The sequence below is a fragment of the Pseudomonas sp. NC02 genome (assembly GCF_002874965.1).
GTDB lineage: Bacteria > Pseudomonadota > Gammaproteobacteria > Pseudomonadales > Pseudomonadaceae > Aquipseudomonas.
Genome location: NZ_CP025624.1, coordinates 6,169,872 through 6,195,439, shown reverse-complemented (window position 1 = coordinate 6,195,439; position 25,568 = coordinate 6,169,872). Strand labels below are relative to the sequence as shown.

The 25,568-nt window shown below is 56.2% G+C and carries 36 protein-coding genes; 34 read left to right on the top strand and 2 right to left on the bottom strand.

The annotated features are described in order from the left end of the window. The 32 genes from fusA to bfr all read left to right on the top strand — a co-directional run bounded on the left by fusA (position 1) and on the right by bfr (position 19,491). Complete coding sequence (gene fusA / locus C0058_RS29180; RefSeq protein WP_003210087.1) at positions 1-2,106, top strand: elongation factor G; 2,106 nt, start codon at positions 1-3, stop codon at positions 2,104-2,106. Between the two features lie 30 nt (positions 2,107-2,136). Further along, positions 2,137-3,330: an elongation factor Tu gene (gene tuf, locus C0058_RS29175; RefSeq protein WP_003210085.1), complete on the top strand. Its 1,194-nt coding sequence runs from the start codon at positions 2,137-2,139 to the stop codon at positions 3,328-3,330. A gap of 141 nt (positions 3,331-3,471) precedes the next feature. After that, complete coding sequence (gene rpsJ / locus C0058_RS29170; protein WP_003210084.1) at positions 3,472-3,783, top strand: 30S ribosomal protein S10; 312 nt, start codon at positions 3,472-3,474, stop codon at positions 3,781-3,783. A gap of 81 nt (positions 3,784-3,864) precedes the next feature. Then, on the top strand, positions 3,865-4,500 hold the full coding sequence (gene rplC, locus C0058_RS29165) for a 50S ribosomal protein L3 (RefSeq protein WP_003194649.1): 636 nt from the start codon (positions 3,865-3,867) through the stop codon (positions 4,498-4,500). A 12-nt stretch (positions 4,501-4,512) separates the two neighbouring features. Then, positions 4,513-5,115, top strand: coding sequence for a 50S ribosomal protein L4 (rplD, locus tag C0058_RS29160; protein ID WP_003210082.1), 603 nt, complete (start codon positions 4,513-4,515; stop codon positions 5,113-5,115). Further along, positions 5,112-5,411, top strand: coding sequence for a 50S ribosomal protein L23 (gene rplW / locus C0058_RS29155; protein WP_002555488.1), 300 nt, complete (start codon positions 5,112-5,114; stop codon positions 5,409-5,411). Before rplD ends, rplW begins: the two co-directional genes overlap by 4 nt. Positions 5,412-5,425: 14 nt before the next feature. Continuing rightward, positions 5,426-6,250, top strand: a complete 825-nt coding sequence (gene rplB / locus C0058_RS29150) for a 50S ribosomal protein L2 (protein WP_003210080.1) — start codon at positions 5,426-5,428, stop codon at positions 6,248-6,250. Positions 6,251-6,266: 16 nt separating this feature from the next. Continuing rightward, positions 6,267-6,542 carry a 30S ribosomal protein S19 gene (rpsS, locus tag C0058_RS29145; protein WP_002555486.1) on the top strand — a complete coding sequence of 92 codons (276 nt, stop codon included), beginning with the start codon at positions 6,267-6,269 and terminating at the stop codon, positions 6,540-6,542. 13 nt (positions 6,543-6,555) lie between these two features. Continuing rightward, on the top strand, positions 6,556-6,888 hold the full coding sequence (gene rplV / locus C0058_RS29140; protein WP_003210077.1) for a 50S ribosomal protein L22: 333 nt from the start codon (positions 6,556-6,558) through the stop codon (positions 6,886-6,888). A gap of 13 nt (positions 6,889-6,901) precedes the next feature. Then, on the top strand, positions 6,902-7,588 hold the full coding sequence (rpsC, locus tag C0058_RS29135; protein ID WP_003176422.1) for a 30S ribosomal protein S3: 687 nt from the start codon (positions 6,902-6,904) through the stop codon (positions 7,586-7,588). A gap of 12 nt (positions 7,589-7,600) precedes the next feature. After that, positions 7,601-8,014, top strand: a complete 414-nt coding sequence (rplP, locus tag C0058_RS29130) for a 50S ribosomal protein L16 (protein WP_003210075.1) — start codon at positions 7,601-7,603, stop codon at positions 8,012-8,014. Beyond that, entirely contained in the window at positions 8,014-8,205 is a 192-nt protein-coding gene (gene rpmC, locus C0058_RS29125) for a 50S ribosomal protein L29 (RefSeq protein WP_002555481.1), read from the top strand. Before rplP ends, rpmC begins: the two co-directional genes overlap by 1 nt. A gap of 2 nt (positions 8,206-8,207) precedes the next feature. After that, positions 8,208-8,474: a 30S ribosomal protein S17 gene (gene rpsQ / locus C0058_RS29120; RefSeq protein ID WP_003176419.1), complete on the top strand. Its 267-nt coding sequence runs from the start codon at positions 8,208-8,210 to the stop codon at positions 8,472-8,474. Positions 8,475-8,497: 23 nt separating this feature from the next. Then, on the top strand, positions 8,498-8,866 hold the full coding sequence (gene rplN / locus C0058_RS29115; RefSeq protein WP_002555479.1) for a 50S ribosomal protein L14: 369 nt from the start codon (positions 8,498-8,500) through the stop codon (positions 8,864-8,866). 11 nt (positions 8,867-8,877) lie between these two features. Then, positions 8,878-9,192: a 50S ribosomal protein L24 gene (gene rplX / locus C0058_RS29110; RefSeq protein ID WP_003210072.1), complete on the top strand. Its 315-nt coding sequence runs from the start codon at positions 8,878-8,880 to the stop codon at positions 9,190-9,192. A gap of 20 nt (positions 9,193-9,212) precedes the next feature. Next, positions 9,213-9,752, top strand: coding sequence for a 50S ribosomal protein L5 (gene rplE, locus C0058_RS29105; RefSeq protein WP_003210069.1), 540 nt, complete (start codon positions 9,213-9,215; stop codon positions 9,750-9,752). Positions 9,753-9,765: 13 nt separating this feature from the next. Beyond that, entirely contained in the window at positions 9,766-10,071 is a 306-nt protein-coding gene (gene rpsN / locus C0058_RS29100; RefSeq protein WP_003176414.1) for a 30S ribosomal protein S14, read from the top strand. A 208-nt stretch (positions 10,072-10,279) separates the two neighbouring features. After that, positions 10,280-10,672 carry a 30S ribosomal protein S8 gene (gene rpsH / locus C0058_RS29095; protein WP_003186040.1) on the top strand — a complete coding sequence of 131 codons (393 nt, stop codon included), beginning with the start codon at positions 10,280-10,282 and terminating at the stop codon, positions 10,670-10,672. Between the two features lie 12 nt (positions 10,673-10,684). Continuing rightward, positions 10,685-11,218 (top strand): 50S ribosomal protein L6, encoded by a 534-nt coding sequence (gene rplF, locus C0058_RS29090; RefSeq protein WP_003176412.1) that lies wholly within the window; start codon positions 10,685-10,687, stop codon positions 11,216-11,218. Positions 11,219-11,228: 10 nt separating this feature from the next. Then, positions 11,229-11,579 (top strand): 50S ribosomal protein L18, encoded by a 351-nt coding sequence (gene rplR / locus C0058_RS29085; RefSeq protein WP_003186037.1) that lies wholly within the window; start codon positions 11,229-11,231, stop codon positions 11,577-11,579. A 3-nt stretch (positions 11,580-11,582) separates the two neighbouring features. Then, on the top strand, positions 11,583-12,083 hold the full coding sequence (gene rpsE, locus C0058_RS29080; protein ID WP_003186035.1) for a 30S ribosomal protein S5: 501 nt from the start codon (positions 11,583-11,585) through the stop codon (positions 12,081-12,083). Between the two features lie 2 nt (positions 12,084-12,085). Then, positions 12,086-12,262, top strand: a complete 177-nt coding sequence (gene rpmD, locus C0058_RS29075) for a 50S ribosomal protein L30 (protein WP_003186033.1) — start codon at positions 12,086-12,088, stop codon at positions 12,260-12,262. A gap of 4 nt (positions 12,263-12,266) precedes the next feature. Further along, complete coding sequence (gene rplO / locus C0058_RS29070; protein WP_003210066.1) at positions 12,267-12,704, top strand: 50S ribosomal protein L15; 438 nt, start codon at positions 12,267-12,269, stop codon at positions 12,702-12,704. Then, positions 12,705-14,033 carry a preprotein translocase subunit SecY gene (gene secY, locus C0058_RS29065; protein ID WP_003210064.1) on the top strand — a complete coding sequence of 443 codons (1,329 nt, stop codon included), beginning with the start codon at positions 12,705-12,707 and terminating at the stop codon, positions 14,031-14,033. Between the two features lie 27 nt (positions 14,034-14,060). Next, positions 14,061-14,177, top strand: a complete 117-nt coding sequence (rpmJ, locus tag C0058_RS29060; RefSeq protein ID WP_002555468.1) for a 50S ribosomal protein L36 — start codon at positions 14,061-14,063, stop codon at positions 14,175-14,177. 129 nt (positions 14,178-14,306) lie between these two features. Then, on the top strand, positions 14,307-14,663 hold the full coding sequence (rpsM, locus tag C0058_RS29055) for a 30S ribosomal protein S13 (protein ID WP_003210063.1): 357 nt from the start codon (positions 14,307-14,309) through the stop codon (positions 14,661-14,663). Between the two features lie 30 nt (positions 14,664-14,693). Then, positions 14,694-15,083 carry a 30S ribosomal protein S11 gene (rpsK, locus tag C0058_RS29050; RefSeq protein WP_002555466.1) on the top strand — a complete coding sequence of 130 codons (390 nt, stop codon included), beginning with the start codon at positions 14,694-14,696 and terminating at the stop codon, positions 15,081-15,083. Between the two features lie 18 nt (positions 15,084-15,101). Beyond that, positions 15,102-15,722, top strand: coding sequence for a 30S ribosomal protein S4 (gene rpsD / locus C0058_RS29045; protein WP_003210056.1), 621 nt, complete (start codon positions 15,102-15,104; stop codon positions 15,720-15,722). Positions 15,723-15,744: 22 nt separating this feature from the next. Beyond that, positions 15,745-16,746: a DNA-directed RNA polymerase subunit alpha gene (gene rpoA / locus C0058_RS29040; RefSeq protein WP_003176403.1), complete on the top strand. Its 1,002-nt coding sequence runs from the start codon at positions 15,745-15,747 to the stop codon at positions 16,744-16,746. 41 nt (positions 16,747-16,787) lie between these two features. Next, positions 16,788-17,174 (top strand): 50S ribosomal protein L17, encoded by a 387-nt coding sequence (rplQ, locus tag C0058_RS29035; protein WP_003210053.1) that lies wholly within the window; start codon positions 16,788-16,790, stop codon positions 17,172-17,174. A gap of 248 nt (positions 17,175-17,422) precedes the next feature. Continuing rightward, a complete protein-coding gene (locus tag C0058_RS29030; RefSeq protein ID WP_008436430.1) occupies positions 17,423-18,871 on the top strand; it encodes a catalase in 1,449 nt (482 codons plus the stop codon). Between the two features lie 155 nt (positions 18,872-19,026). Further along, positions 19,027-19,491 carry a bacterioferritin gene (bfr, locus tag C0058_RS29025; RefSeq protein ID WP_003210048.1) on the top strand — a complete coding sequence of 155 codons (465 nt, stop codon included), beginning with the start codon at positions 19,027-19,029 and terminating at the stop codon, positions 19,489-19,491. A gap of 68 nt (positions 19,492-19,559) precedes the next feature. Here bfr and uvrA read toward each other — a convergent pair whose 3' ends face one another. Continuing rightward, positions 19,560-22,394 (bottom strand): excinuclease ABC subunit UvrA, encoded by a 2,835-nt coding sequence (uvrA, locus tag C0058_RS29020; protein WP_003210046.1) that lies wholly within the window; start codon positions 22,392-22,394, stop codon positions 19,560-19,562. A 178-nt stretch (positions 22,395-22,572) separates the two neighbouring features. Here uvrA and C0058_RS29015 point away from each other — a divergent pair, with 178 nt between their 5' ends. Then, complete coding sequence (locus tag C0058_RS29015; RefSeq protein WP_008436436.1) at positions 22,573-23,967, top strand: MFS transporter; 1,395 nt, start codon at positions 22,573-22,575, stop codon at positions 23,965-23,967. 9 nt (positions 23,968-23,976) lie between these two features. Then, a complete protein-coding gene (locus C0058_RS29010) occupies positions 23,977-24,495 on the top strand; it encodes a single-stranded DNA-binding protein (RefSeq protein ID WP_003210042.1) in 519 nt (172 codons plus the stop codon). 91 nt (positions 24,496-24,586) lie between these two features. Here the strand turns inward: C0058_RS29010 and C0058_RS29005 are convergent, their stop codons facing one another. Next, positions 24,587-25,495: a LysR family transcriptional regulator gene (locus tag C0058_RS29005; protein WP_174717791.1), complete on the bottom strand. Its 909-nt coding sequence runs from the start codon at positions 25,493-25,495 to the stop codon at positions 24,587-24,589. Between the last annotated feature and the right edge of the window lie 73 nt (positions 25,496-25,568).

Here is a 25,568-nt window from a genome sequence, read left to right as displayed (position 1 = left end):
ATGGCTCGTACTACTCCGATTAGCCGCTACCGTAACATCGGTATCGTTGCTCACGTGGATGCTGGTAAAACCACCACCACCGAGCGCGTACTGTTTTACACCGGCAAAAGTCACAAAATGGGCGAGGTGCATGACGGCGCCGCGACCACAGACTGGATGGTTCAGGAGCAGGAGCGTGGTATTACCATTACTTCTGCTGCTATTACCGCCTTCTGGAAAGGTTCCGAGAAGCAGTACAAGGACGAGCACCGCTTCAACGTAATCGATACCCCGGGCCACGTAGACTTCACCATTGAAGTTGAGCGTTCCCTGCGTGTACTCGACGGCGCTGTCGTTGTGTTCTGCGGTACTTCGGGTGTTGAGCCTCAGTCGGAAACCGTATGGCGTCAGGCCAACAAGTACGGCGTTCCACGTCTTGTTTACGTAAACAAGATGGACCGTGCTGGTGCCAACTTCCTGCGCGTGATCGGTCAGATCAAACAGCGTCTGGGTCACACTCCGGTGCCAATCCAGTTGGCTATCGGTTCCGAAGACAACTTCCAGGGTCAGATCGATCTGATCAACATGGAAGCTGTTTACTGGAATGACGCTGACAAAGGCATGGTTCCTGTTCGTAAGCCTATCCCTGCAGAACTGCAGGAGCTGGCTGACGAGTGGCGTAACAACATGGTTGAGGCTGCTGCCGAAGCCAGCGAAGAGCTGATGAACAAGTACCTCGAAGGTGAAGAACTCACCAACGTGGAAATCAAGGCCGCTCTGCGTCAGCGTACTATCGCTGGTGAGATCGTTCTGGCTGTTTGCGGTTCTTCCTTCAAGAACAAGGGTGTTCCCCTGGTTCTCGACGCCGTTATCGACTACCTGCCTGCTCCAACCGACATTCCTGCTATCAAGGGTACCAACCCTGATAACGAGGAAGAAGAGATGGAGCGTCACGCCGATGACAGCGAGCCGTTCTCGGCTCTGGCGTTCAAGATCGCTACTGACCCATTCGTGGGTACTTTGACCTTCGTCCGCGTTTACTCGGGCGTGTTGGCCTCCGGCGACGGCGTGATCAACTCGGTTAAAGGCAAGAAAGAGCGTGTGGGTCGTATGGTGCAAATGCACGCAAACGCCCGTGAAGAGATCAAGGAAGTGCGCGCTGGTGACATCGCGGCCCTGATCGGCATGAAGGACGTCACCACTGGTGAGACCTTGTGCGACGCTGCCAAGCCAATCATCCTGGTTCGCATGGACTTCCCGGAGCCGGTTATTTCGGTTGCCGTTGAGCCTAAGACCAAGGATGACCAGGAAAAAATGGGTATCGCTCTGGGCAAGCTTGCTCAGGAAGATCCATCTTTCCGCGTCAAGACTGATGAAGAGACTGGTCAAACGATCATCTCCGGCATGGGCGAGCTTCACCTGGACATCCTGGTTGACCGGATGCGCCGTGAGTTCAACGTCGAAGCCAACATCGGTAAGCCTCAGGTTTCCTATCGTGAGCGCATCACGAAGAACTGCGAAATCGAAGGCAAATTCGTTCGTCAGTCCGGCGGTCGTGGCCAGTTCGGCCATTGCTGGATCCGTTTTGCTCCTGCTGATGAAGGTCAGGAAGGTCTGCAATTCGTGAACGAAGTAGTGGGCGGTGTTGTTCCTAAGGAATACATCCCGGCTATCCAGAAGGGTATCGAAGAGCAGATGAAGAACGGTGTTGTTGCCGGCTATCCGCTCATCGGCCTGAAGGCGACCGTTTTTGACGGTTCTTACCACGACGTCGACTCCAACGAGATGGCGTTTAAGGTGGCTGCTTCCATGGCTACCAAGCAACTGGCCCAGAAGGGCGGTGGTGAGTTGCTTGAGCCAATCATGGCAGTAGAAGTCGTTACGCCTGAAGACTACATGGGTGACGTGATGGGCGACCTTAACCGTCGTCGCGGCATGATCTTGGGTATGGAAGATACGGTTTCCGGCAAAGTGATTCGTGCCGAGGTTCCGTTGGGCGAGATGTTCGGTTATGCGACCGACGTTCGTTCCATGTCTCAGGGTCGCGCAAGCTACTCTATGGAATTCAAAAAATACAACACAGCTCCGGCGCACATCGCTGAAACTGTATCCAAAAAACAAGGCTGATTCAGTCCTTTAGGCAAGGAGTTAATTGTCGTGGCTAAAGAAAAATTTGATCGTTCCCTACCGCACGTAAACGTTGGCACTATCGGCCACGTTGACCACGGTAAAACCACTCTGACCGCTGCTCTGACTCGCGTCTGCTCCGAAGTTTTCGGTTCGGCTCGTGTTGACTTCGACAAGATCGACAGCGCACCAGAAGAAAAAGCTCGTGGTATCACCATCAACACCGCGCACGTTGAGTACAACTCGCTGATCCGTCACTACGCTCACGTTGACTGCCCAGGTCACGCTGACTATGTGAAGAACATGATCACCGGTGCTGCCCAGATGGACGGCGCGATCCTGGTTTGCTCGGCCGCTGATGGTCCGATGCCACAAACCCGTGAGCACATCCTGCTGTCCCGTCAGGTAGGCGTTCCGTACATCGTGGTTTTCCTGAACAAGGCTGACCTGGTAGACGACGCTGAGCTGCTGGAACTGGTTGAGATGGAAGTGCGCGATCTGCTGAGCACTTACGACTTCCCGGGCGACGACACTCCGATCATCATCGGTTCTGCTCGTATGGCTCTGGACGGTCTTGACGACAACGAAATGGGCACCACTGCCGTTCGTAAACTGGTTGAGACTCTGGACAGCTACATCCCAGATCCAGTTCGTGTTATCGACAAGCCGTTCCTGATGCCAATCGAAGACGTATTCTCGATCTCCGGTCGTGGTACTGTTGTGACTGGTCGTATCGAGCGCGGTATCGTTAAGGTTCAAGATCCACTGGAAATCGTTGGTCTGCGTGACACTACCGTCACCACCTGCACCGGTGTTGAAATGTTCCGTAAACTGCTCGACGAAGGTCGTGCAGGCGAGAACTGCGGCGTTCTGCTGCGTGGTACCAAGCGTGACGACGTTGAGCGTGGCCAGGTTCTGGTCAAGCCAGGTTCGGTTAAGCCGCACACTACCTTCGAAGCTGAAGTGTACGTGTTGAGCAAAGAAGAAGGCGGTCGTCACACTCCGTTCTTCAAAGGCTACCGTCCACAGTTCTACTTCCGGACCACTGACGTGACCGGTAACTGCGAACTGCCGGAAGGCGTTGAAATGGTAATGCCAGGCGACAACATCAAAATGGTTGTCACCCTGATCAAAACCATCGCAATGGAAGATGGTCTGCGTTTCGCTATCCGTGAAGGCGGTCGTACCGTCGGCGCTGGCGTCGTAGCCAAAATCATCGCTTAATAAGTGATGACTTGAAAAAGCCCCCGCTCAGCGGGGGCTTTTTTATTGAGTTGACACCCATATGGGGCGTCTATAGAATTGCGCCTCCTTTTAACGGGCGTGTTGCGCTCGCTGGGAATAGCAGCCGGAGTCTGAAATCCAATGGCAAATCAGCAAATTCGTATCAGGTTGAAGGCTTTTGACCACAAACTGATCGACCAATCCACCCAGGAAATCGTGGAAACCGCGAAACGTACTGGTGCTCAAGTGCGTGGTCCAATTCCACTGCCTACCCGTAAAGAGCGGTTCACCGTTCTGGTCTCCCCGCACGTCAACAAAGACGCGCGTGACCAGTACGAGATCCGTACTCATAAGCGCGTGCTGGACATCGTCCTGCCAACGGATAAAACCGTTGATGCACTTATGAAGCTTGATCTGGCGGCCGGTGTGGAAGTACAGATCAGCCTCGGCTAAGACTTGGGTCTTAGTCGTGTAACGCTCTGAAATGGGCGGCCATAGCGGGTGAAAGCCCCGTACACTCATGAGGTTTACAACATGACTATTGGTGTAGTCGGTCGTAAATGCGGTATGACCCGTATTTTCACCGAAGAAGGTGTCTCCATTCCGGTCACGGTCATTGAGATCGAACCGAATCGCGTCACCCAGTTTAAAACTGAAGAAACCGATGGCTATCGTGCAGTGCAAGTCACTGTCGGCGAGCGTCGTGCTTCGCGTGTGACTGCTGCTCAAGCAGGTCACTTCGCTAAAGCAAACGTTGCAGCTGGTCGTACTGTCATGGAGTTCCGTCTTGAAGACGGCGACTACCAGGCTGGCGATCTGATCAACGCTGAAATCTTCGCCGCTGGTCAACTGGTTGATGTAACCGGTCAGTCCAAGGGTAAAGGCTTCCAGGGTACGATCAAGCGTTGGAATTTCCGTGGCCAAGACAACACTCACGGTAACTCCGTTTCCCACCGCGTCCCGGGCTCTATTGGCCAGTGCCAGACTCCTGGTCGTGTATTCAAGGGCAAAAAAATGTCCGGTCATATGGGCGCTGAGCGCGTGACCGTGCAGTCCCTCGAAGTAGTGCGCGTCGACGCTGAACGCAATCTGTTGTTGGTCAAGGGTGCTGTTCCTGGCGCTACTGGCGGCAACCTGGTTGTACGTCCAGCGGCCAAGGCTCGCGGTTAAGGGGAAGCTGACATGCAATTAAACGTAAATGACGCTCAAGCGATCGAAGTTTCCGAACTGACATTTGGCGGCGAATTCAACGAGACGCTGGTTCACCAAGCAGTCGTGGCCTACATGGCCGGCGGCCGTCAAGGTAGCAAGCAGCAAAAGACCCGTTCCGACGTTCGTGGTGGCGGTAAGCGCCCTTGGCGTCAGAAAGGTACTGGCCGCGCTCGTGCCGGTACTATCCGTAGCCCAATCTGGCGTGGCGGCGGTACCACTTTTGCAGCACGTCCACAGGATCACACCCAGAAGCTCAACAAGAAGATGTATCGCGCAGCACTGCGCTCCATCCTTGCTGAACTCGTGCGTACTGATCGTCTGGTCGTGGTTCAGGACTTCGCTGTTGAAGCGCCGAAAACCAAAGATCTGCTGAACAAGCTGAACGGCATGGGCCTGACTGACGTCCTGATCGTGTCTGAAGCTGTTGATCAGAACCTGTACCTGGCTGCTCGCAACCTGCCACACGTTGATGTACGTGACGTGCAAGGTTCCGATCCAGTTAGTCTGATCGCATACGACAAGGTGTTGATCACCGTGTCGGCCGTGAAGAAATTCGAGGAGCTGCTGGGATGAACCAGGAACGCGTATTTAAAGTTCTGCTTGGCCCGCACGTTTCCGAAAAGGCTACGGTTCTGGCTGACAAGAAAGGCCAGTTCGTTTTCAAGGTTGCAACTGACGCAACCAAGCTGGAAATCAAGAAGGCCGTCGAAAGCCTGTTCAGCGTGAAAGTAGAGCGTGTTACTACCCTGAATGTTCTGGGTAAGAGCAAGCGCACTGCTCGCGGTCTGGGCAAGCGTAATGACTGGAAGAAGGCAGTTATCTCCCTTCAGCCAGGCCAAGATCTCGATTTCAGCAGCAGTGCTGAGTAAGGAAGGGGTGCATCATGGCAATCGTTAAATGCAAACCGACTTCCCCTGGCCGCCGTTTTGTGGTCAAGGTGGTCAACCAGGAGCTGCATAAAGGCGCTCCTCACGCACCGCTGCTCGAGAAGAAATCGAAGACTGGTGGTCGTAACAACAATGGTCGTATTACCACTCGTCACATCGGTGGTGGCCATAAGCAGCATTATCGTCTGGTCGACTTCCGTCGCAACGACAAAGATGGCATCGCTGCCACTGTCGAGCGTATCGAATACGATCCAAACCGTACTGCTCACATCGCTCTGCTGCTGTACGCAGATGGCGAGCGTCGCTACATCATCGCCCCTAAAGGCGTGAGTGCTGGTGACCAGCTGATCGCAGGTGCTTTGGCACCGATCAAGCCGGGCAACGCTCTGCAACTGCGCAACATTCCAGTTGGTAGCACCGTACACGGCATCGAATTGAAACCGGGTAAAGGCGCGCAAATCGCTCGTTCCGCTGGTGCTTCGGCTCAGCTGATCGCTCGTGAAGGTGTCTACGTGACCCTGCGTCTGCGCTCTGGTGAAATGCGTAAAGTATTGGCTGAATGCCGTGCGACCCTGGGCGAAGTCTCGAACTCCGAGCACAGCCTGCGTTCGCTGGGTAAAGCTGGTGCTAAACGCTGGCGTGGCGTTCGCCCAACCGTTCGTGGTGTTGCCATGAACCCGGTTGACCACCCACACGGTGGTGGTGAAGGTCGTACCTCTGGTGGTCGTCATCCGGTATCGCCATGGGGCTTCCCGACTAAGGGCGCGAAGACTCGTGGTAATAAGCGTACCGACAAAATGATCGTCCGTCGTCGCAAGTAAATAGAGGGATACGACAGTGCCACGTTCTCTGAAAAAAGGTCCTTTTATTGATCTTCACCTACTGAAGAAGATCGAAGTGGCGGCGGAAAAGAACGATCGCAAACCGGTGAAAACCTGGTCGCGTCGTTCGATGATCCTGCCACAAATGGTCGGTCTGACCATTGCAGTGCATAACGGTCGTCAACATGTTCCAGTTCTCGTGAACGAAGACATGGTCGGCCACAAACTAGGCGAGTTTGCCGGTACCCGCACATATCGTGGGCACGTGGCAGACAAGAAAGCCAAGCGTTAAGGGGTAAGGAACGATGGAAGTAGCCGCTAAGTTGTCGGGCGCTCGAATCTCCGCCCAGAAAGCCCGCTTGGTCGCCGACCAGATCCGCGGGAAGAAGGTGGGCGAAGCGCTCAACCTGTTGGCTTTCAGCAGTAAGAAAGCCGCCGAGATCATCAAGAAAGTGCTGGAGTCGGCCGTAGCCAACGCCGAGCACAACGAAGGCGCAGACGTTGATGACCTGAAGGTCAGCACCGTTTTCGTCAACGAAGGGCGTTCGCTGAAGCGCATCATGCCTCGTGCCAAAGGCCGAGCTGATCGCATCGTCAAGCGGTCTTGCCATATCACTGTCAAGGTTGCTGACAAGTAACGGAGTCGAAGAGATGGGTCAGAAAGTACATCCCATTGGCATTCGCCTGGGAATCGTCAAGGAGCACACCTCCGTCTGGTACGCAGACGGTCGGACTTATGCGGACTACTTGTTCGCTGATCTGAAGGTGCGTGAGTATCTCCAAGACAAACTAAAAAGCGCGTCCGTGAGCCGTATCGATATCCATCGTCCTGCTCAAACTGCACGTATCACCATCCACACCGCTCGTCCAGGTATCGTTATCGGGAAGAAAGGTGAAGATGTTGAGAAACTGCGTCAGGACCTGACCAAGCAAATGGGTGTGCCTGTGCACATCAATATCGAAGAGATCCGCAAGCCGGAGCTCGACGGTATGCTGGTTGCGCAGAGCGTAGCTCAGCAGCTGGAGCGTCGCGTTATGTTCCGTCGCGCTATGAAGCGCGCAGTACAGAACGCCATGCGCATTGGTGCCAAAGGCATCAAAATCCAAGTGAGCGGTCGTCTCGGCGGTGCTGAAATCGCACGTACTGAATGGTATCGCGAAGGTCGTGTGCCACTGCACACCCTGCGTGCCGACATCGACTATGCCAACTACGAAGCTCACACCACCTACGGTGTGATCGGTGTAAAGGTTTGGATCTTCAAAGGCGAAGTAATTGGTGGTCGCCAAGAAGAACTGAAACCACAAGCACCAGCGCCTCGTAAAAAAGCTGCTAAGTAAGGGGTACGCCAAATGTTGCAACCAAAGCGTACGAAGTTCCGCAAGCAGATGACAGGCCACAACCGTGGTCTGGCTCAGCGCGGTAGCAAAGTCAGCTTCGGCGAATATGCGCTGAAGTCTGTAGCTCGTGGTCGTCTCACCGCTCGTCAGATCGAGTCAGCGCGTCGTGCACTGACCCGTCACGTTAAACGTGGCGGCAAGATCTGGATCCGTGTATTCCCGGACAAGCCTATCTCCAAAAAGCCCCTCGAAGTTCGGATGGGTAAAGGTAAGGGTAACGTGGAATATTGGGTTGCCCAGATTCAGCCAGGCAAAGTCCTGTATGAAATCGAGGGTGTTACTGAAGAGCTGGCGCGTGAGGCTTTCGCCCTGGCTGCTGCAAAGCTGCCGCTCGCCACCTCCTTTGTTAAACGGACGGTGATGTGATGAAAGCGAATGAACTTCGTGAAAAATCCGCACAGCAGCTGAACGAGCAACTGCTCGGCCTGCTGCGCGACCAGTTCAATCTGCGTATGCAGAAAGCAACTGGCCAGTTGGGGCAGTCTCATCTGCTCTCGCAAGTTAAGCGTGACATTGCTCGCGTGAAGACTGTGCTCAACCAGCAGGCAGGTAAGTGATCATGGCTGAAGCCGAAAAGACTGTCCGTACGCTGACTGGCCGTGTTGTCAGCGACAAGATGGACAAAACCATCACCGTTTTGATCGAGCGTCGCGTTAAGCACCCGATCTACGGTAAATACGTTAAGCGTTCGACTAAGCTGCACGCGCACGACGAAACCAACCAGTGCCACATCGGCGACAAAGTCACTATTCGTGAAACTCGTCCGTTGGCCAAGACCAAGTCTTGGGCCCTGGTTGATGTTCTCGAACGCGCTGTGGAAGTCTAAGGACTAGGGGTCGGAGAAATTATATGATTCAGACTCAATCCATGCTCGATGTGGCCGATAACAGCGGCGCACGCCGCGTTATGTGCATCAAGGTGCTGGGTGGCTCCCATCGTCGTTACGCTGGTATCGGTGACATCATCAAAGTTACCGTGAAGGAAGCAATTCCTCGCGGTAAAGTGAAAAAAGGCCAAGTGATGACTGCTGTTGTAGTCCGCACTCGTCACGGCGTACGCCGTGCAGATGGCTCCATTATCCGCTTTGATGGCAACGCTGCTGTTCTTCTGAACAACAAGCAAGAGCCGATCGGCACCCGTATCTTTGGGCCAGTGACCCGTGAACTTCGTACTGAGAAGTTCATGAAGATCGTCTCGCTCGCCCCAGAAGTGCTGTAAGGAGATCCGACATGCAAAAGATTCGTCGTGACGACGAGATCATCGTGATCGCCGGCAAAGACAAAGGTAAGCGCGGTAAGGTGCTGAAGGTTCTTGCTGATGACCGTCTGGTCGTTAGTGGTCTGAACCTGGTCAAGCGTCATACCAAGCCTAACCCGATGTCGGGCGTACAAGGCGGTATCGTCGAGAAAGAAGCGCCACTGCACGCTTCTAACGTCGCCATCTTCAACGGCGAAACCAACAAGGCTGACCGCGTTGGTTTCAAAGTAGAAGAAGGTAAGAAAATTCGTGTCTTCAAGTCGACCCAAAAAGCGGTTGATGCTTGAACACTGCTAGGTAGAAGACCATGGCACGACTAAAAGAGATTTACCGGAAGGAAATCGCACCGAAACTTAAGGAAGAACTTAAGCTTTCGAACGTGATGGAAGTTCCGCGCGTTACCAAAATCACCCTGAACATGGGTCTGGGCGAAGCGATCGGCGACAAAAAAGTCATCGAGCACGCTGTTGCTGACCTGGAAAAGATCACCGGCCAAAAAGTCGTTGTGACCTACGCTCGTAAATCCATCGCTGGCTTTAAAGTCCGTGAAGGATGGCCGATCGGCGTCAAAGTGACTCTGCGCCGTGAGCGTATGTACGAATTCCTGGATCGTCTGCTGTCGATCTCCCTGCCTCGGGTCCGCGACTTCCGCGGCCTGAATGCCAAGTCCTTCGATGGTCGTGGTAACTACAGCATGGGCGTTAAAGAGCAGATCATCTTCCCGGAAATCGACTACGACAAGATCGATGCTCTCCGCGGTCTGGACATCACCCTGACCACCACTGCCAAGAACGATGATGAAGGCCGCGCTCTGCTGCGTGCGTTCAAATTCCCGTTCCGCAACTGATTGGAGTAGGACCATGGCCAAGATGAGCATGAAAAACCGCGAGCTGAAACGTCAGCTCACGGTTGCCAAGTACGCCAAGAAGCGTGCAGCACTGAAAGCAATCATCGTTGATCTGAACGCAAGTCCAGAAGCACGTTGGGAAGCTACAGTTGCTCTGCAGAAGCAGCCACGTGACGCAAGCGCTTCGCGCATGCGTAACCGCTGCCGCCTGACCGGTCGTCCACACGGCGTTTACCGCAAGTTCGGCCTCGGCCGTAACAAACTGCGTGAAGCGGCAATGCGTGGTGACGTACCAGGTCTGGTTAAAGCCAGCTGGTAAGTACTTTCGAAGTCTCGGTGGCCAGGATCGCAAGATACTGACCGCCGGTGGCCTAGAATCTGGAACAAGCCCCTTTTGGGGCTTGTTTCATTTCCGGAGTGTGTCTAAAATACGCGGCTCGCCTGAGCCCGTGTGTTTTGTGCTCGGAGATTCTCGGCGACACGTAATGGCCGCAAGGCTAATTTTTTTGTATTAGGAGCGTCTAGCCATGAGTATGCAGGACCCGTTAGCGGACATGCTAACTCGTATCCGTAATGCCCAGATGGCTGAAAAGTCCGTCGTAAGCATGCCATCTTCCACGTTGAAGGTTGCTGTTGCCAAAGTCCTGAAAGACGAAGGCTACATTGCGGGTTATCAGATCAGCAGCGAAATCAAACCACTGCTGTCCATCGAGCTGAAGTACTTCGAAGGCCGTCCGGTCATCGAAGAAGTGAAGCGCGTTAGCCGTCCAGGCCTGCGTCAGTACAAGTCCGTTGATGATCTGCCAAAAGTTCGTGGCGGTCTCGGTGTGTCTATCGTCTCCACCAACAAAGGTGTGATGACGGATCGTGCTGCGCGCGCTGCCGGTGTCGGCGGCGAAGTTCTTTGCACTGTGTTCTAAGGGGGGATAAGCATGTCACGCGTCGCTAAGAACCCCGTTAAGCTGCCAGCCGGTGTCGAAGTAAAATTCGCAGGCCAACAGCTTTCGGTGAAGGGTGCCAAGGGCACTCTGGAACTGAACATCCATTCGTCCGTTGAGATCGTTGAAGAAGCTGGTGAGCTGCGTTTCGCTGCTCGCAATGGCGATCAACAAACTCGCGCAATGGCCGGTACCACTCGTGCGTTGGTAAACAACATGGTCCAAGGCGTAAGCCAAGGCTTCGAGCGCAAGCTCCAGCTGGTCGGTGTTGGTTACAAAGCGCAAGCAAAAGGCACGGTTCTGAACCTGGCCCTTGGCTTCTCGCACCCAGTGGATTACGAACTGCCGGAAGGCATCACCGCTGAGACCCCTAGCCAAACCGATATCCTGATCAAGGGTATTGATAAGCAGCTGGTAGGTCAGGTGGCCGCTGAGATCCGCGACTTCCGTCCACCAGAGCCGTACAAAGGCAAAGGTGTGCGCTACGCGGACGAAGTCGTCCGTCGTAAAGAAGCCAAGAAGAAGTAGGGCATAGCAAATGACCGACAAAAAAGTTACTCGACTGCGTCGCGCTCGCAAAGCACGCCTGAAAATGCACGAACTCGAAGTCGTGCGTCTCTGCGTGTTCCGCTCGTCGCAGCACATCTACGCCCAGGTCATCTCGGCCGACGGCAACAAAGTCCTGGCAAGCGCCTCGACTTTGGATAAAGAACTGCGTGATGGTGCCACTGGCAACATCGACGCGGCCACTAAGGTTGGCCAGCTGGTCGCTACGCGTGCTAAGGCCGCCGGCGTCTCGCAAGTGGCTTTCGACCGCTCTGGCTTCAAGTACCACGGCCGCGTGAAAGCGCTGGCTGATGCTGCTCGTGAAGCTGGGCTGGAGTTCTAAGTTATGTCAAATAACGACCAAAAGCGCGACGAAGGCTACATTGAGAAGCTGGTTCAAGTTAACCGCGTAGCCAAAACCGTTAAAGGCGGCCGTATCTTCACTTTCACCGCGTTGACCGTGGTAGGTGATGGTAAAGGGCGCGTTGGCTTCGGCCGTGGCAAGTCACGTGAAGTGCCTGCTGCGATCCAGAAGGCAATGGAAGCTGCTCGTCGCAACATGATCCAAGTTGATCTGAACGGCACTACTCTGCAGTACGCAATGAAGTCCGCTCACGGCGCTTCGAAGGTGTACATGCAGCCTGCCTCTGAAGGTACCGGTATCATCGCTGGCGGCGCTATGCGTGCTGTCCTCGAAGTTGCTGGCGTTCAGAACGTTCTGGCCAAGTGCTACGGCTCGACTAACCCGGTGAACGTGGTTCACGCCACTTTCAAGGGTTTGAAAGCAATGCAGTCTCCTGAATCCATTGCCGCCAAGCGTGGCAAAAGCGTCAAGGAGATCTTCTGATCATGGCTACCGTTAAAGTAACGCTGATCAAAAGCATGACCGGCCGCATCCCTAACCACAAATTGTGCGTTAAGGGTTTGGGTCTGCGTCGCATCGGTCACACTGTAGAAGTACTTGATACTCCCGAGAATCGCGGGATGATCAACAAGGCTTACTACATGCTGCGTGTCGAGGGTTAATTCGATGAAACTCAATGATCTGAGTCCAGCGCCGGGTTCCCGTCGCGAAAAGCATCGTCCGGGCCGTGGTATCGGTAGTGGTTTGGGCAAGACCGGTGGCCGTGGCCACAAAGGTCAGTCCTCCCGCTCCGGTGGCACCATCGCTCCAGGCTTTGAAGGCGGTCAACAGCCGCTGCATCGTCGCCTGCCGAAGTTCGGTTTCGTTTCCCTGAAAGCCATGGACCGCGCAGAAGTGCGTCTGTCCGAGCTGGCCAAAGTGGAAGGCGACATCGTTACCGTGCAGACCCTGAAAGATGCCAACGTGATCAACGTCAACGTACAGCGTGTGAAAATCATGCTGTCCGGTGAAGTGACTCGCGCTGTCACTATCGGCAAGGGAATCGGCGCCACCAAAGGTGCGCGTTCGGCTATCGAAGCAGCTGGCGGCAAGTTCGAGGAATAAATGGCTAAGCAAGGTGCTCTCTCAGCGCTCGGCAAAGGCGGTATGTCTGAACTTTGGGCTCGTCTGCGTTTTCTGTTCCTGGCGATTATCGTCTACCGAATAGGCGCACACATCCCGGTTCCAGGTATCAACCCGGACCGACTCGCAGACCTGTTTCGACAGAATGAGGGGACCATTCTTAGCTTGTTCAACATGTTTTCCGGCGGCGCGCTGGAACGGATGAGCATCTTTGCACTGGGGATCATGCCGTACATCTCGGCATCGATCATCATGCAACTGATGACCGCCGTCAGTCCGCAGTTGGAGCAGTTGAAGAAGGAAGGTGAAGCTGGCCGTCGCAAGATAAGCCAGTACACCCGCTACGGCACTGTCATCCTCGCCCTGGTCCAGGCTATCGGCATGTCCGTTGGCCTGGCCGGGCAGGGTGTTGCGTTCACTGGTGACTTTGGCTTCCATTTCGTCGCGGTATCCACATTTGTGGCTGGTGCGATGTTCATGATGTGGCTGGGTGAGCAGATTACTGAGCGTGGTGTTGGTAACGGTATCTCGATGTTGATTTTCGCAGGTATCGTTGCCGGTCTTCCGAGAGCGATTGGGCAGTCTTTCGAGTCTGCACGTCAGGGTGATATCAATATCTTCGCCCTGGTTGCCATCGGTTTGTTGGCAGTAGCGATTATCGGTTTTGTGGTGTTCATTGAGCGTGGCCAGCGTCGTATTGCTGTTCACTACGCCAAGCGTCAGCAGGGCCGCAAGGTCTTTGCCGCGCAGACCAGCCACCTGCCGCTGAAAGTGAACATGGCCGGGGTTATTCCTGCCATTTTCGCGAGCAGCATTTTGCTGTTTCCGGCTTCGTTGGGTGCCTGGTTCGGTCAGTCTGAAGGTATGGGCTGGTTGCAGGACATCTCGCAGTCGATCGCTCCTGGTCAGCCGTTGAATATTCTGCTGTTTAGTGCAGGGATTATTTTCTTCTGCTTCTTCTATACGGCGTTGATGTTCAATCCGAAAGACGTAGCGGAAAACCTGAAGAAGTCCGGTGCCTTTATTCCGGGTATTCGTCCAGGTGAGCAGTCTGCGCGCTACATTGATGGCGTTCTGACTCGCTTGACCATGTTCGGTGCTCTATATATGACGGCCGTCTGCCTGTTGCCCCAGTTCCTGGTGGTTGCAGCAAACGTTCCGTTCTACCTTGGCGGGACCTCGTTGCTGATCGTCGTCGTGGTTGTGATGGACTTCATGTCCCAAGTACAATCGCACCTCGTTTCGCACCAGTACGAATCCCTGATGAAGAAAGCCAACCTGAAGGGTTACGGCAGCGGCATGTTGCGCTGAGTACCCATAAGGTTCGAGGAGTTGGTGATGAAAGTTCGTGCATCGGTGAAAAAGCTGTGCCGTAACTGCAAGATTATTCGCCGCGAAGGTGTTGTTCGAGTAATTTGCAGCGCGGAACCGCGTCACAAACAGCGCCAAGGCTGAGTGTGATCCGCTTGAAGCCCGGCAGCTAGTGCGCTGCCGGGTTGATTATTTGTTATTACAGCGATATTATCTCGCGCCCTATTTCTTGGCTTCCGGGGCGTAGGTAGCTGTCAATTGGAGTCCCACTGAATGGCCCGTATTGCAGGCGTTAACATTCCAGATAACAAGCACACTGTTATCTCGCTGACCTACATCTATGGTGTTGGTCGCACTACTGCGCAGAAAATTTGCGCAGATACTGGGGTAAACCCAGCCGCAAAGATCAAGGATCTGAGCGACGAGCAGATTGAGCTGTTGCGTGGCGAAGTGGCGAAGTTCACCACTGAAGGTGACCTGCGTCGCGAAATCAACATGAAAATCAAGCGTTTGATGGACCTCGGTTGCTACCGTGGTCTGCGTCATCGTCGTGGTCTTCCAGTACGCGGTCAGCGTACCAAGACTAACGCGCGTACCCGTAAAGGTCCGCGTAAGCCGATCCGCAAGTAATCGCCCACGCGAATCGACAGGAAATTAATCATGGCAAAACCTGCTGCTCGTCCTCGTAAAAAAGTTAAAAAGACAGTGGTTGATGGCATCGCCCACATCCATGCATCTTTTAACAACACAATCGTGACCATCACCGACCGTCAAGGTAACGCGCTTTCTTGGGCTACCTCCGGTGGTTCGGGTTTCCGCGGTTCCCGCAAGTCCACCCCGTTTGCTGCTCAAGTAGCTGCTGAACGTGCTGGTCAAGCTGCGCTGGAATATGGCCTGAAAAACCTCGACGTCAACGTCAAAGGTCCAGGTCCAGGTCGTGAGTCTGCTGTCCGTGCATTGAACGGCTGTGGCTATAAGATCGCCAGCATCACCGACGTGACGCCAATCCCGCACAACGGGTGCCGTCCGCCGAAGAAGCGCCGCGTGTAATCCAGGAGATTGTAAAGAATGGCTCGTTACATTGGTCCAAAATGCAAACTCGCTCGTCGTGAAGGCACCGATCTCTTTCTGAAGAGCGGCGTGCGCGCGATCGAATCGAAGTGCAACATTGAAGCAGCACCTGGTATCCACGGCCAACGCCGCGGTCGCCAGTCCGACTACGGCACCCAACTGCGTGAAAAGCAGAAGGTCCGTCGTATCTACGGCGTTCTCGAGCGTCAGTTCAGCGGCTACTACAAAGAAGCTGCTGGCAAGAAAGGTGCAACCGGTGAAAACCTGCTGCAACTGCTCGAATGCCGTCTGGACAACGTTGTATACCGTATGGGCTTTGGTTCGACTCGTGCCGAATCCCGTCAGCTGGTATCGCACAAATCCGTCAGCGTAAACGGCCAAACCGTTAACGTCCCGTCGTACCAGGTTCGTGCTGGTGACGTGGTCGCGATTCGCGAGAAAGCAAAAAATCAACTTCGCATTGTCCAAGCTCTCGATCTGTGTGCCCAACGTGGCCGCGTAGAATGGGTAGAAGTAGACACTGAGAAGAAGTCGGGCGTTTTCAAGAACGTTCCTGCTCGCAGTGATCTGTCCGCCGACATCAACGAAAGCCTGATTGTCGAGCTCTACTCCAAGTAAGGGCTAGAAAATAGGTGCATCCATGCAGATTTCGGTAAATGAGTTCCTGACACCCCGTCACATTGATGTGCAGGTTGTCAGTCCAACCCGCGCCAAGATCACTCTCGAGCCTCTCGAGCGTGGTTTTGGCCACACCCTGGGCAACGCGCTGCGCCGCATCCTGTTGTCCTCAATGCCCGGCTGTGCAGTAGTCGAGGCCGAGATTGACGGTGTGCTCCACGAGTACAGCGCCATCGAAGGTGTACAGGAAGACGTAATTGAAATCCTGTTGAACCTTAAAGGTCTGGCTATCAAGCTGCACGGCCGTGACGAAGTTACGCTGACCTTGTCGAAGAAGGGTTCGGGGGTGGTTACCGCTGCCGATATTCAGCTGGATCATGATGTCGAGATCGTTAATCCCGATCACGTAATCGCTAACCTGGCGTCTAACGGCGCCCTGAACATGAAGCTCACCGTAGCTCGTGGTCGTGGTTATGAACCGGCCGACTCGCGTCAGAGCGATGAAGACGAAAGCCGCAGCATTGGTCGCTTGCAGCTCGACTCTTCGTTCAGCCCGGTTCGCCGTATCGCATACGTGGTGGAAAACGCCCGTGTCGAACAGCGTACTAACCTGGACAAGCTGGTTATTGATCTGGAAACCAACGGTACTCTGGATCCTGAAGAGGCTATCCGCCGCGCTGCAACCATTCTGCAACAGCAGTTGGCTGCGTTCGTCGACCTCAAGGGTGACAGCGAACCAGTGGTAATCGAGCAGGAAGACGAGATCGATCCGATCCTGCTTCGCCCGGTTGACGATCTGGAACTGACTGTACGTTCGGCTAACTGCCTTAAGGCGGAAAACATTTACTACATCGGTGATCTGATTCAGCGCACCGAAGTAGAACTGTTGAAGACTCCGAACCTGGGCAAGAAATCCTTGACTGAAATCAAGGACGTTCTGGCCTCCCGCGGTCTGTCCCTCGGCATGCGCCTCGACAACTGGCCGCCTGCAAGTCTTAAGAAGGACGACAAGGCGACTGCCTGATCGTCGTAATCACCGAACGTGAGTTTGGTAAGGAATGAACCATGCGTCATCGTAAAAGTGGTCGTCACCTGAGCCGTACCAGCTCGCACCGTAAGGCTATGTTCCAGAACATGGCGGTGTCGCTGTTCGAGCACGAGCTGATCAAAACTACACTGCCGAAAGCTAAAGAACTGCGTCGCGTTGCTGAGCCGCTGATTACTTTGGCCAAGACAGACAGCCTGGCTAACCGCCGTCTGGCTTTCGACCGTACTCGTTCGAAAGCTATCGTTGGTAAGCTCTTCAACGACCTGGGCAAGCGTTACGCTACCCGTGAGGGTGGCTACCTGCGCATCCTCAAGTGCGGTTTCCGCGCTGGTGACAACGCGCCTATGGCGTACGTTGAGCTGATCGATCGTCCAGTTGGCGGTGAAGCTGTATCCGCTGAGTAAGACGTCAGTCTGTAACGAAGAACCGGGCCTAGTGCCCGGTTTTTTGTGCGCGTTGGAAAACTGGAATTACCTCGAGCGAATACACGTTCATCCCGTGCAGCAACTTTTGATATCCGTTCGGATGTATCGTTAGTTAATTTCTATCGGTTGGCATGATTTAATAAATTTGATGGTGTCATCTTCCTGGTCAATAATCGCTCCAAGCCGATTAGCCGGCAGTTCCAAGACTGACCTGAGGAAGATTGAGCATGAGCCAGAATAAAACCCTTACTACCGCCAGCGGCGCACCTGTCGCGGATAACCAGAATTCCCGTTCCGCCGGTCCACGCGGCCCGCTGCTGCTCGACGACTTTCACCTGATCGAGAAGCTCGCTCACTTCAACCGTGAAAACATTCCTGAGCGTCGTGTACACGCCAAAGGCTCGGGCGCTTACGGTACCTTCACCGTCACTCAAGACATCACGCAGTACACCAGCGCCAAGCTGTTCGATTCTGTGGGCAAGCAAACTCCGACTTTCCTGCGCTTCTCCACGGTGGGTGGCGAGCGTGGTTCGGCTGATACTGAGCGCGACCCGCGTGGTTTCGCGTTGAAGTTCTACACCGAAGAAGGCAACTGGGACATCGTTGGTAACAACACCCCGGTGTTCTTCATTCGCGACCCGCTGAAGTTTCCCGACTTTATCCACACCCAAAAGCGCCTGCCGCAAAGCAACCTGAAAAGTGCACAGATGATGTGGGACTTCTGGTCGCACTCCCCTGAGGCGCTGCACCAGGTCACCATCCTGTTTTCGGACCGTGGCATCCCGGACGGCTACCGTCACATGCACGGCTTCGGCAGTCACACCTACAGCTTGATTAACGCCAAAGGCGAGCGCCACTGGGTGAAGTGGCACTACAAGACCAAGCAAGGTATCAAGAACCTGGCGCCGGCTGACGCTGCACGCCTGGCCGGTACCGACCCTGATTACGCTCAGCGCGATCTGTTCGGTGCTATTGAGCGTGGTGACTTCCCGAAATGGCGCGTGTGCATTCAGATCATGACTGAGGCCCAGGCCAACGCTCACTACGAAAACCCGTTCGACGTGACCAAGACCTGGTCGCAGAAAGAGTTCCCGCTGATCGAAGTGGGTGAGCTGGAACTGAACCGCAACCCGCTGAACTACTTCGCTGAAGTTGAACAGGCGGCTTTCGGTCCAAGCAACATGGTCCCGGGTGTTGGCCTGTCGCCAGACCGCATGCTGCAAGGGCGCGTGTTCGCTTACGCCGATGCCCATCGCTACCGCGTAGGTACCAATCACCAGCAACTGCCGGTGAATGCGCCACGCAGCCCGGTCAACAGCTACCAGCGTGATGGTTCGATGGCATTCGGCTCCAATGGTGGTGCGGCCCCCAATTACGAGCCAAACAGCTACGCCGATGCGCCGAAGCAGGCTCCTCAGTACGCCGAGCCAGCCTTGGCCCTGAGCGGTGCGGCTGATCGTTACGATCACCGCGAAGATACCGACTACTACAGCCATGCCGGTGCGCTGTTCCGCCTGATGAACGATGAGCAGAAAGCCCTGCTGATCAACAATATCGCCGGCGCAATGGCGGGTGTTTCCAGCGACGTGGTGCAGCGCCAGTTGCAGTACTTCTTCAAGGCCGACCCGGCTTATGGAGAAGGGATCGCATCTGCACTGGGTGTATCGCTGAACTGACTCTAAACGATAAGCAGAACCGCCCTCATTTGGGCGGTTTTTGCGTTATTTAAGCTACTTTTCACCGGAAATCTTCACTTTTCTGCCGTTGGTCCCGTGACCTCCGGGTCATCATGGTTCAAACTACAGGCTTTCAAGCAGGGAGATGTAGGGCGATGCAAGGTCACCCCGACGTAATCGATTACCTCAACACGTTGCTGACGGGCGAACTGGCAGCTCGTGACCAATATTTCATTCACTCGCGGATGTACGAAGACTGGGGCTTTACCGAGCTCTACGAGCGTATCAACCATGAAATGGAAGAAGAGGCACAGCACGCCGACGCACTGATGCGCCGTATCCTGATGCTCGAAGGCACGCCCCGTATGCGTCCCGACGACCTGGATACCGGCACCACGGTGCCTGAGATGCTCGCCAGCGACTTGCGCCTTGAGTACAAGGTCCGTGCCGCGCTCTGCAAGGGCATTGAGCTCTGCGAGCAGCACAACGACTACGTCACGCGGGAAATCCTGCGGGTGCAGTTGAATGACACCGAAGAAGATCACACCTACTGGCTGGAAAAGCAGTTGGGCCTGATCAAGCTGATTGGCCTGGAGAATTACCTGCAATCGCAGTTCTGATTCCTCCAGCTACTAAAAAGCCCCTGTCACTTACACGGTGACAGGGGCTTTTTCGTGGGGCTGAACAATCAGTCCTTGTCGCGAGCCAGCAGAGGCTTGAGGTAGAAGCCGGTGTGAGACTGCTTCATCTCCGAGACTTGCTCCGGTGTGCCGACCGCAATGATCTGCCCACCTTTGGAACCGCCTTCCGGCCCCAGGTCCACCAGCCAGTCGGCGGTCTTGATCACATCCAGATTGTGCTCGATCACTACCACCGTGTTGCCGTGGTCACGCAGGCGATGCAGCACGTCCAGCAATTGCTGAATATCCGCGAAGTGCAGGCCTGTGGTCGGCTCGTCGAGGATGTACAGCGTCTTGCCGGTGTCACGCTTGGACAGCTCGCGAGACAGCTTGACCCGCTGGGCCTCGCCGCCCGACAGCGTCGTCGCCGACTGACCCAGCTTGATGTACGACAGGCCAACATCCATCAGTGTCTGCAGCTTGCGCGCCAGGGCCGGTACCGCGTCGAAGAACACCCGCGCTTCCTCGATCGTCATCTCGAGGGTTTCGTGGATGCTCTTGCCCTTGTACTTGATCTCCAGGGTTTCGCGGTTATAGCGTTTGCTCTTGCACACGTCGCACGGCACGTAGATGTCCGGCAGGAAGTGCATCTCCACCTTGATCAAGCCATCGCCCTGGCACGCTTCGCAGCGGCCGCCCTTGACGTTGAACGAGAACCGGCCAGGCCCGTAGCCACGGGAGCGCGATTCCGGCACGCCGGCGAACAGCTCGCGAATCGGCGTGAACAGCCCGGTGTAGGTCGCCGGGTTGGAGCGCGGTGTGCGGCCAATCGGGCTTTGGTCGATATCGACCACCTTGTCCAGGTGTTCCAGGCCCTTGATGCTGTCGTGAGCGGCGGCTTCCAGGGTGGTCGCGCCGTTCAGTGCAGTGGCACTCAACGGGAACAGCGTGTTGTTGATCAGCGTTGATTTGCCCGAACCGGATACACCGGTCACACAGGTCAGCAGGCCCAGCGGGATCTCCAGGTCGACATTGCGCAGGTTGTTGCCACGCGCGCCCTTGAGGTGCAGTGCCATCTTCTTGTTGCGCGGGGTGCGTTTGGCCGGCACGGCGATCTTCACGCGACCCGACAGGTACTTACCGGTCAGCGAGTCAGGATGCGCCATCACTTCAGCCGGCGTGCCCTCGGCGACAATATGCCCACCGTGAACACCCGCTCCCGGGCCGATATCGACCACATAATCGGCCAGGCGAATCGCGTCTTCATCGTGCTCGACCACGATCACCGTATTGCCGATGTCCCGCAGGTGCTTCAGCGTGCCCAGCAAGCGGTCGTTGTCCCGTTGATGCAATCCAATCGACGGTTCATCGAGGATGTACAACACGCCCACCAGGCCGGCACCGATCTGGCTGGCCAAGCGAATCCGCTGGGCTTCACCGCCGGAAAGCGTGTCGGCACTGCGGTCCAGCGACAGGTAGTCCAGGCCCACGTTGACCAGGAACTGCAGCCGTTCACGAATCTCCTTGAGGATCTTGTCGGCAATTTCCCCGCGGCGGCCCGTCAGTTTCAGCGTGCCGAAGTATTCGCAGGCATCGCCAATCGGCAGGTTGGTCACTGCCGGCAGGGTCTTCTCGCCAACCCACACATGCCGCGCCTCACGGCGCAGGCGTGTGCCACGGCAATCCGGGCAAGGCTGGGTGCTGAGGAACTTGGCCAGCTCCTCGCGCACGCTGGCGGACTCCGTCTCGCGGTAGCGCCGCTCCAGGTTCGGCACGATGCCTTCGAACGGGTGCGAGCGTTTGACGATATCGCCACGGTCGTTCAAATACTTGAAGTCGACGTTTTGTGAACCGCTGCCATGCAGGATGAATTTCTGCTGTTCGGCGGGCAGTTCGTTGAACGGCACTTCCAGGCTGAACTTGTAGTGCGAAGCCAACGACCCCAGCATCTGGAAGTAATAGACGTTACGCCTGTCCCAGCCACGTATCGCACCCTCCGCCAGTGTGAGGTCACCGTTGACCAGGCGCTTGATGTCGAAGAATTGCTTAACCCCCAGGCCATCACAGGTCGGGCAAGCGCCGGCCGGGTTGTTGAAGGAAAACAGCTTCGGTTCCAGCTCGCTGATGGCATGGCCGCAGATCGGGCAGGCGAAGCGCGCGGAGAAGATGATTTCTTCCCCGGGTTCGTCGTCCATCGGCGCCACCAGGGCGATACCGTCTGCCAGCTTCAGCGCGGTCTCGAAAGACTCCGCCAGGCGCTGCTGCAAATCGGCACGCACCTTGAAACGGTCGACGACCACATCAATCGAGTGCTTCTTCTGTTTATCCAGCTTCGGCGCTTCGTCCAGCTCGTAGAGCTTGCCGTTGATGCGGGCACGCACGAAACCCTGGGCACGCAGTTCTTCAAAGACCGAAAGGTGTTCACCCTTGCGCTCGCGAATCACCGGTGCCAGCAGCATCAGCTTGGCGCCTTCCGGCTGGGCCAGCACCAGGTCGACCATCTGGCTGACGGTCTGGGCTTCCAGGGGAATGTCGTGGTCCGGGCAGCGGGGAATACCCACGCGGGCATACAGCAGGCGCAGGTAGTCGTAGATCTCGGTGATGGTGCCCACGGTGGAACGCGGGTTGTGGGAGGTGGATTTCTGTTCGATGGAAATCGCAGGCGACAGGCCTTCAATGGTGTCGACGTCGGGCTTTTCCATCATCGACAGGAACTGGCGGGCATAGGCCGACAGGGATTCCACGTAGCGGCGCTGGCCTTCGGCGTACAGCGTGTCAAACGCCAGGGACGACTTGCCGGACCCGGACAAGCCGGTGATGACGATCAGTTTGTCCCGTGGCAGGGTCAGGTCGATGTTCTTCAGGTTGTGGGTTCGAGCCCCACGAATCAGGATCTTGTCCAAGATGGCCTCGCACGGCGGGCGTAAATAATGCAGGAGTATACGGCTAAAGACTGGATGAATATACACTGTCAAAGTGCCGGGTGCAGCCTTACATGAAAGCTGCGCGGCAAACCGCCGCATATACCCTCTCAATCGATGGGACTGGTAGAATCGCCGCCGGTTCACACGAGGTTTATCCATGCACGATCCCCACAGCGAACGCATGAGTGGCAGCGAGACCCGCGCAGCAAGCGGTCTGGCCCTGGTGTTCGCATTCCGTATGCTTGGCATGTTTATGGTGTTGCCGGTGCTGGCAACCTATGGAATGGATCTCGCAGGAGCGACCCCGGCCCTGATCGGCCTGGCGATTGGCGCCTATGGCCTGACCCAGGCGCTGTTTCAGATTCCGTTCGGCGTCATTTCCGACCGCATCGGCCGCCGGCCGGTGATCTACCTCGGCCTGATCGTCTTCGCCCTGGGCAGTGTGCTTGCGGCCAATGCCGACTCTATCTGGGGCGTGATCGCCGGACGCGTCCTGCAAGGCGCCGGCGCGATTTCCGCCGCCGTCATGGCACTGCTCTCCGACCTGACCCGCGAACAACACCGTACCAAGGCCATGGCGATGATCGGCATGACCATCGGTCTTTCGTTCGCCGTGGCGATGGTAGTCGGCCCGCTGCTGACCCGCGCGTTCGGCTTGCACGGCCTGTTCCTGGCGACGGGTGGCATGGCGCTGTTCGGCATCGTGATCGTCGCCTTCATGGTTCCGCATTCCACGGGGCCGTTGCAGCACCGTGAGTCGGGCGTCGCCAAGCAGGCATTGCTGCCGACACTCAAGCACCCGGACCTGTTGCGCCTGGATTTGGGTATCTTCGTATTACACGCAATGCTGATGTGCAGCTTCGTCGCCTTGCCCCTGGCCCTGGTACAAAAAGCCGGGCTGCCCAAGGAGCAGCACTGGTGGGTGTACCTGACCGCGCTGCTGATTTCGTTCTTCGCCATGATCCCGTTCATCATCTATGGCGAGAAGAAACGCAAAATGAAACGAGTTCTGCTGGGCGCCGTCGCGACATTGATGCTCACTGAGCTATTCTTCTGGCAGTTCGGCGACAGCCTGCGGGCGCTGGTGATCGGCACGGTGGTGTTCTTCACCGCGTTCAACCTGCTGGAGGCTTCACTGCCTTCGCTGATCAGTAAGGTTTCACCGGCCGGCGGCAAAGGCACGGCGATGGGCGTGTATTCCACCAGCCAGTTCCTCGGTTCTGCACTGGGCGGGATCATGGGCGGCTGGATGTTCCAGCATGGCGGTTTGTCGGTTGTGTTCCTTGGATGCGCCGGGCTGGCTGCACTTTGGCTGGCCTTTGCTGTTACCATGCGCGAACCCCCATACGTCACAAGCCTGCGTCTGCCGTTATCGCCCGAAGCGATTCGTGAAGCCGGTCTGGTAGAGCGCCTGAAGGCCGTCGTTGGGGTAACAGATGCAGTCGTGGTTGCTGAAGAGGCGGCCATTTACATCAAATTGGACACCGAATTATTGGATCGCGCGACGCTCGAGCAACTGGTCAACCCAGTGCCGACAGCGCGCCCAGCCTAGGAGAACGTTATGGCCCGTGGGGTTAACAAAGTCATATTGGTCGGTACATGCGGCCAGGATCCCGAAGTTCGCTACTTGCCGAACGGTAACGCCGTGACCAACCTGAGTCTGGCGACCAGCGAGCAGTGGACCGACAAGCAAACCGGCCAGAAGGTCGAGAAAACCGAATGGCACCGTGTGTCGATGTTCGGCAAGGTTGCAGAGATCGCCGGTGAATACCTGCGCAAAGGTTCGCAGGTCTACATCGAAGGCAAGCTGCAAACCCGCGAGTGGGAAAAAGACGGCATCAAGCGTTACACCACTGAAATCGTGGTCGACATGCAAGGCACCATGCAACTGCTGGGCGGCCGTCCACAGGGCGACCAACAGGGCCAGGGCGGCATGTCCAACTCGGCACCGCGTCCACAGCAGCAGTCCCGTCCGCAGCCAACCCAGCAGCCACAGCGTGAGTCGCGTCCAGCGCCACAGCAGGCCGCTCCTCAGCCGGCAGCCGACTTCGACAGCTTTGATGACGATATTCCGTTCTAAGGTCGCTTGAGACCCAGAACTGTCGCGTAACACCAGAAAACCCCCGGTGGCCTTGGCCCCGGGGGTTTTTCATTGCGGACACGGCAATCCGCTAAACGTCAGTAGAAGCGGCGCTCACCACCAACTCCCGAAACCTCTCCAATACCGACGACGTATCACCTACCCGGGTAGCCAGGTGCAACGGCGCCACCAGGCTCCGGCACTCCGAAAGCTCCCGATAAACAATCCCGTCGCCCCGCAACCGTTGCATTGAGGCAGGCACAATCGAAACCCCAAGCCCCGCAGCCACCAGGCTCAACGTCGCCGTCATGCGCGGCGCCTCTTGCACAACCTGCGGGCTGAAACCCGCTTCTCGACACGCCACCAGAATCGCGTCATACAACCCAAGCCCCACCCGGCGGCGATACAGCACAAACGCCTCGGTGGCCAATGCCGCCAATGGCAGCGGCGTCGACGGGTTGATAGCCAGTGGATGATCGGTAGGGAGCGCCAGCAACATTGGCTCTACCAGAATTGGCTGGTCCTGCAACGCCTGCGTCCCGCTCAGCGGCGAGCGAATGAACGCCGCGTCGAGCTTTTCGTGCAGCAACGCGTCCAGCAGTTCACCGGTACCGGCTTCTTCCAGTACCACTGAAACGCCGACAAAGGTTTCCCGAAACAGGCGCAGTACGCTGGGCACAAACGGATGCAAGGCGGCGGAGCTGGTGAAACCAATCGCCAGGCGTCCGCGTTCACCTCGGGCGGCGCGGCGCACAATGTCGGCCACACCATCGACGCCGGCCAAGATATGCCGCGCCTCCTCCAGCAAGGCCAGCCCCGCAGTGGTCGGGCGCACGCCTCGTGGCAGGCGCTCCATCAGCACCACACCCAACTCGGCTTCAAGACTTTGCAACAGGCGGGTCAGCGGCGGTTGCTGCATGCCCAGTCGTTCTGCCGCGCGGGTGATATAGCCTTCTTCGGCAATCGCGACGAAGGCCCTGAGCTGCCTGAGTTCCAGCATAGGAATACTTTTCAGGTATGGGAGATGATCAATCCTGGCATTTGTTCTCATGGATCACAAGATTTAGGCTGTC

Excerpts from the sequence above, each read along its gene's own strand:
- fusA (WP_003210087.1), top strand. The coding sequence starts at position 1 with ATGGCTCGTACTACTCCGATTAGCCGCTACCGTAACATCGGTATCGTT.
- rpsJ (WP_003210084.1), top strand. The coding sequence starts at position 3,472 with ATGGCAAATCAGCAAATTCGTATCAGGTTGAAGGCTTTTGACCACAAA.
- rplC (WP_003194649.1), top strand. The coding sequence starts at position 3,865 with ATGACTATTGGTGTAGTCGGTCGTAAATGCGGTATGACCCGTATTTTC.
- rplD (WP_003210082.1), top strand. The coding sequence starts at position 4,513 with ATGCAATTAAACGTAAATGACGCTCAAGCGATCGAAGTTTCCGAACTG.
- rplW (WP_002555488.1), top strand. The coding sequence starts at position 5,112 with ATGAACCAGGAACGCGTATTTAAAGTTCTGCTTGGCCCGCACGTTTCC.
- rplB (WP_003210080.1), top strand. The coding sequence starts at position 5,426 with ATGGCAATCGTTAAATGCAAACCGACTTCCCCTGGCCGCCGTTTTGTG.
- rplV (WP_003210077.1), top strand. The coding sequence starts at position 6,556 with ATGGAAGTAGCCGCTAAGTTGTCGGGCGCTCGAATCTCCGCCCAGAAA.
- rpsC (WP_003176422.1), top strand. The coding sequence starts at position 6,902 with ATGGGTCAGAAAGTACATCCCATTGGCATTCGCCTGGGAATCGTCAAG.
- rplP (WP_003210075.1), top strand. The coding sequence starts at position 7,601 with ATGTTGCAACCAAAGCGTACGAAGTTCCGCAAGCAGATGACAGGCCAC.
- rpmC (WP_002555481.1), top strand. The coding sequence starts at position 8,014 with ATGAAAGCGAATGAACTTCGTGAAAAATCCGCACAGCAGCTGAACGAG.
- rpsQ (WP_003176419.1), top strand. The coding sequence starts at position 8,208 with ATGGCTGAAGCCGAAAAGACTGTCCGTACGCTGACTGGCCGTGTTGTC.
- rplN (WP_002555479.1), top strand. The coding sequence starts at position 8,498 with ATGATTCAGACTCAATCCATGCTCGATGTGGCCGATAACAGCGGCGCA.
- rplX (WP_003210072.1), top strand. The coding sequence starts at position 8,878 with ATGCAAAAGATTCGTCGTGACGACGAGATCATCGTGATCGCCGGCAAA.
- rplE (WP_003210069.1), top strand. The coding sequence starts at position 9,213 with ATGGCACGACTAAAAGAGATTTACCGGAAGGAAATCGCACCGAAACTT.
- rpsN (WP_003176414.1), top strand. The coding sequence starts at position 9,766 with ATGGCCAAGATGAGCATGAAAAACCGCGAGCTGAAACGTCAGCTCACG.
- rpsH (WP_003186040.1), top strand. The coding sequence starts at position 10,280 with ATGAGTATGCAGGACCCGTTAGCGGACATGCTAACTCGTATCCGTAAT.
- rplF (WP_003176412.1), top strand. The coding sequence starts at position 10,685 with ATGTCACGCGTCGCTAAGAACCCCGTTAAGCTGCCAGCCGGTGTCGAA.
- rplR (WP_003186037.1), top strand. The coding sequence starts at position 11,229 with ATGACCGACAAAAAAGTTACTCGACTGCGTCGCGCTCGCAAAGCACGC.
- rpsE (WP_003186035.1), top strand. The coding sequence starts at position 11,583 with ATGTCAAATAACGACCAAAAGCGCGACGAAGGCTACATTGAGAAGCTG.
- rpmD (WP_003186033.1), top strand. The coding sequence starts at position 12,086 with ATGGCTACCGTTAAAGTAACGCTGATCAAAAGCATGACCGGCCGCATC.
- rplO (WP_003210066.1), top strand. The coding sequence starts at position 12,267 with ATGAAACTCAATGATCTGAGTCCAGCGCCGGGTTCCCGTCGCGAAAAG.
- secY (WP_003210064.1), top strand. The coding sequence starts at position 12,705 with ATGGCTAAGCAAGGTGCTCTCTCAGCGCTCGGCAAAGGCGGTATGTCT.
- rpmJ (WP_002555468.1), top strand. The coding sequence starts at position 14,061 with ATGAAAGTTCGTGCATCGGTGAAAAAGCTGTGCCGTAACTGCAAGATT.
- rpsM (WP_003210063.1), top strand. The coding sequence starts at position 14,307 with ATGGCCCGTATTGCAGGCGTTAACATTCCAGATAACAAGCACACTGTT.
- rpsK (WP_002555466.1), top strand. The coding sequence starts at position 14,694 with ATGGCAAAACCTGCTGCTCGTCCTCGTAAAAAAGTTAAAAAGACAGTG.
- rpsD (WP_003210056.1), top strand. The coding sequence starts at position 15,102 with ATGGCTCGTTACATTGGTCCAAAATGCAAACTCGCTCGTCGTGAAGGC.
- rpoA (WP_003176403.1), top strand. The coding sequence starts at position 15,745 with ATGCAGATTTCGGTAAATGAGTTCCTGACACCCCGTCACATTGATGTG.
- rplQ (WP_003210053.1), top strand. The coding sequence starts at position 16,788 with ATGCGTCATCGTAAAAGTGGTCGTCACCTGAGCCGTACCAGCTCGCAC.
- C0058_RS29030 (WP_008436430.1), top strand. The coding sequence starts at position 17,423 with ATGAGCCAGAATAAAACCCTTACTACCGCCAGCGGCGCACCTGTCGCG.
- bfr (WP_003210048.1), top strand. The coding sequence starts at position 19,027 with ATGCAAGGTCACCCCGACGTAATCGATTACCTCAACACGTTGCTGACG.
- C0058_RS29015 (WP_008436436.1), top strand. The coding sequence starts at position 22,573 with ATGCACGATCCCCACAGCGAACGCATGAGTGGCAGCGAGACCCGCGCA.
- C0058_RS29010 (WP_003210042.1), top strand. The coding sequence starts at position 23,977 with ATGGCCCGTGGGGTTAACAAAGTCATATTGGTCGGTACATGCGGCCAG.
- C0058_RS29005 (WP_174717791.1), bottom strand. The coding sequence starts at position 25,495 with ATGCTGGAACTCAGGCAGCTCAGGGCCTTCGTCGCGATTGCCGAAGAA.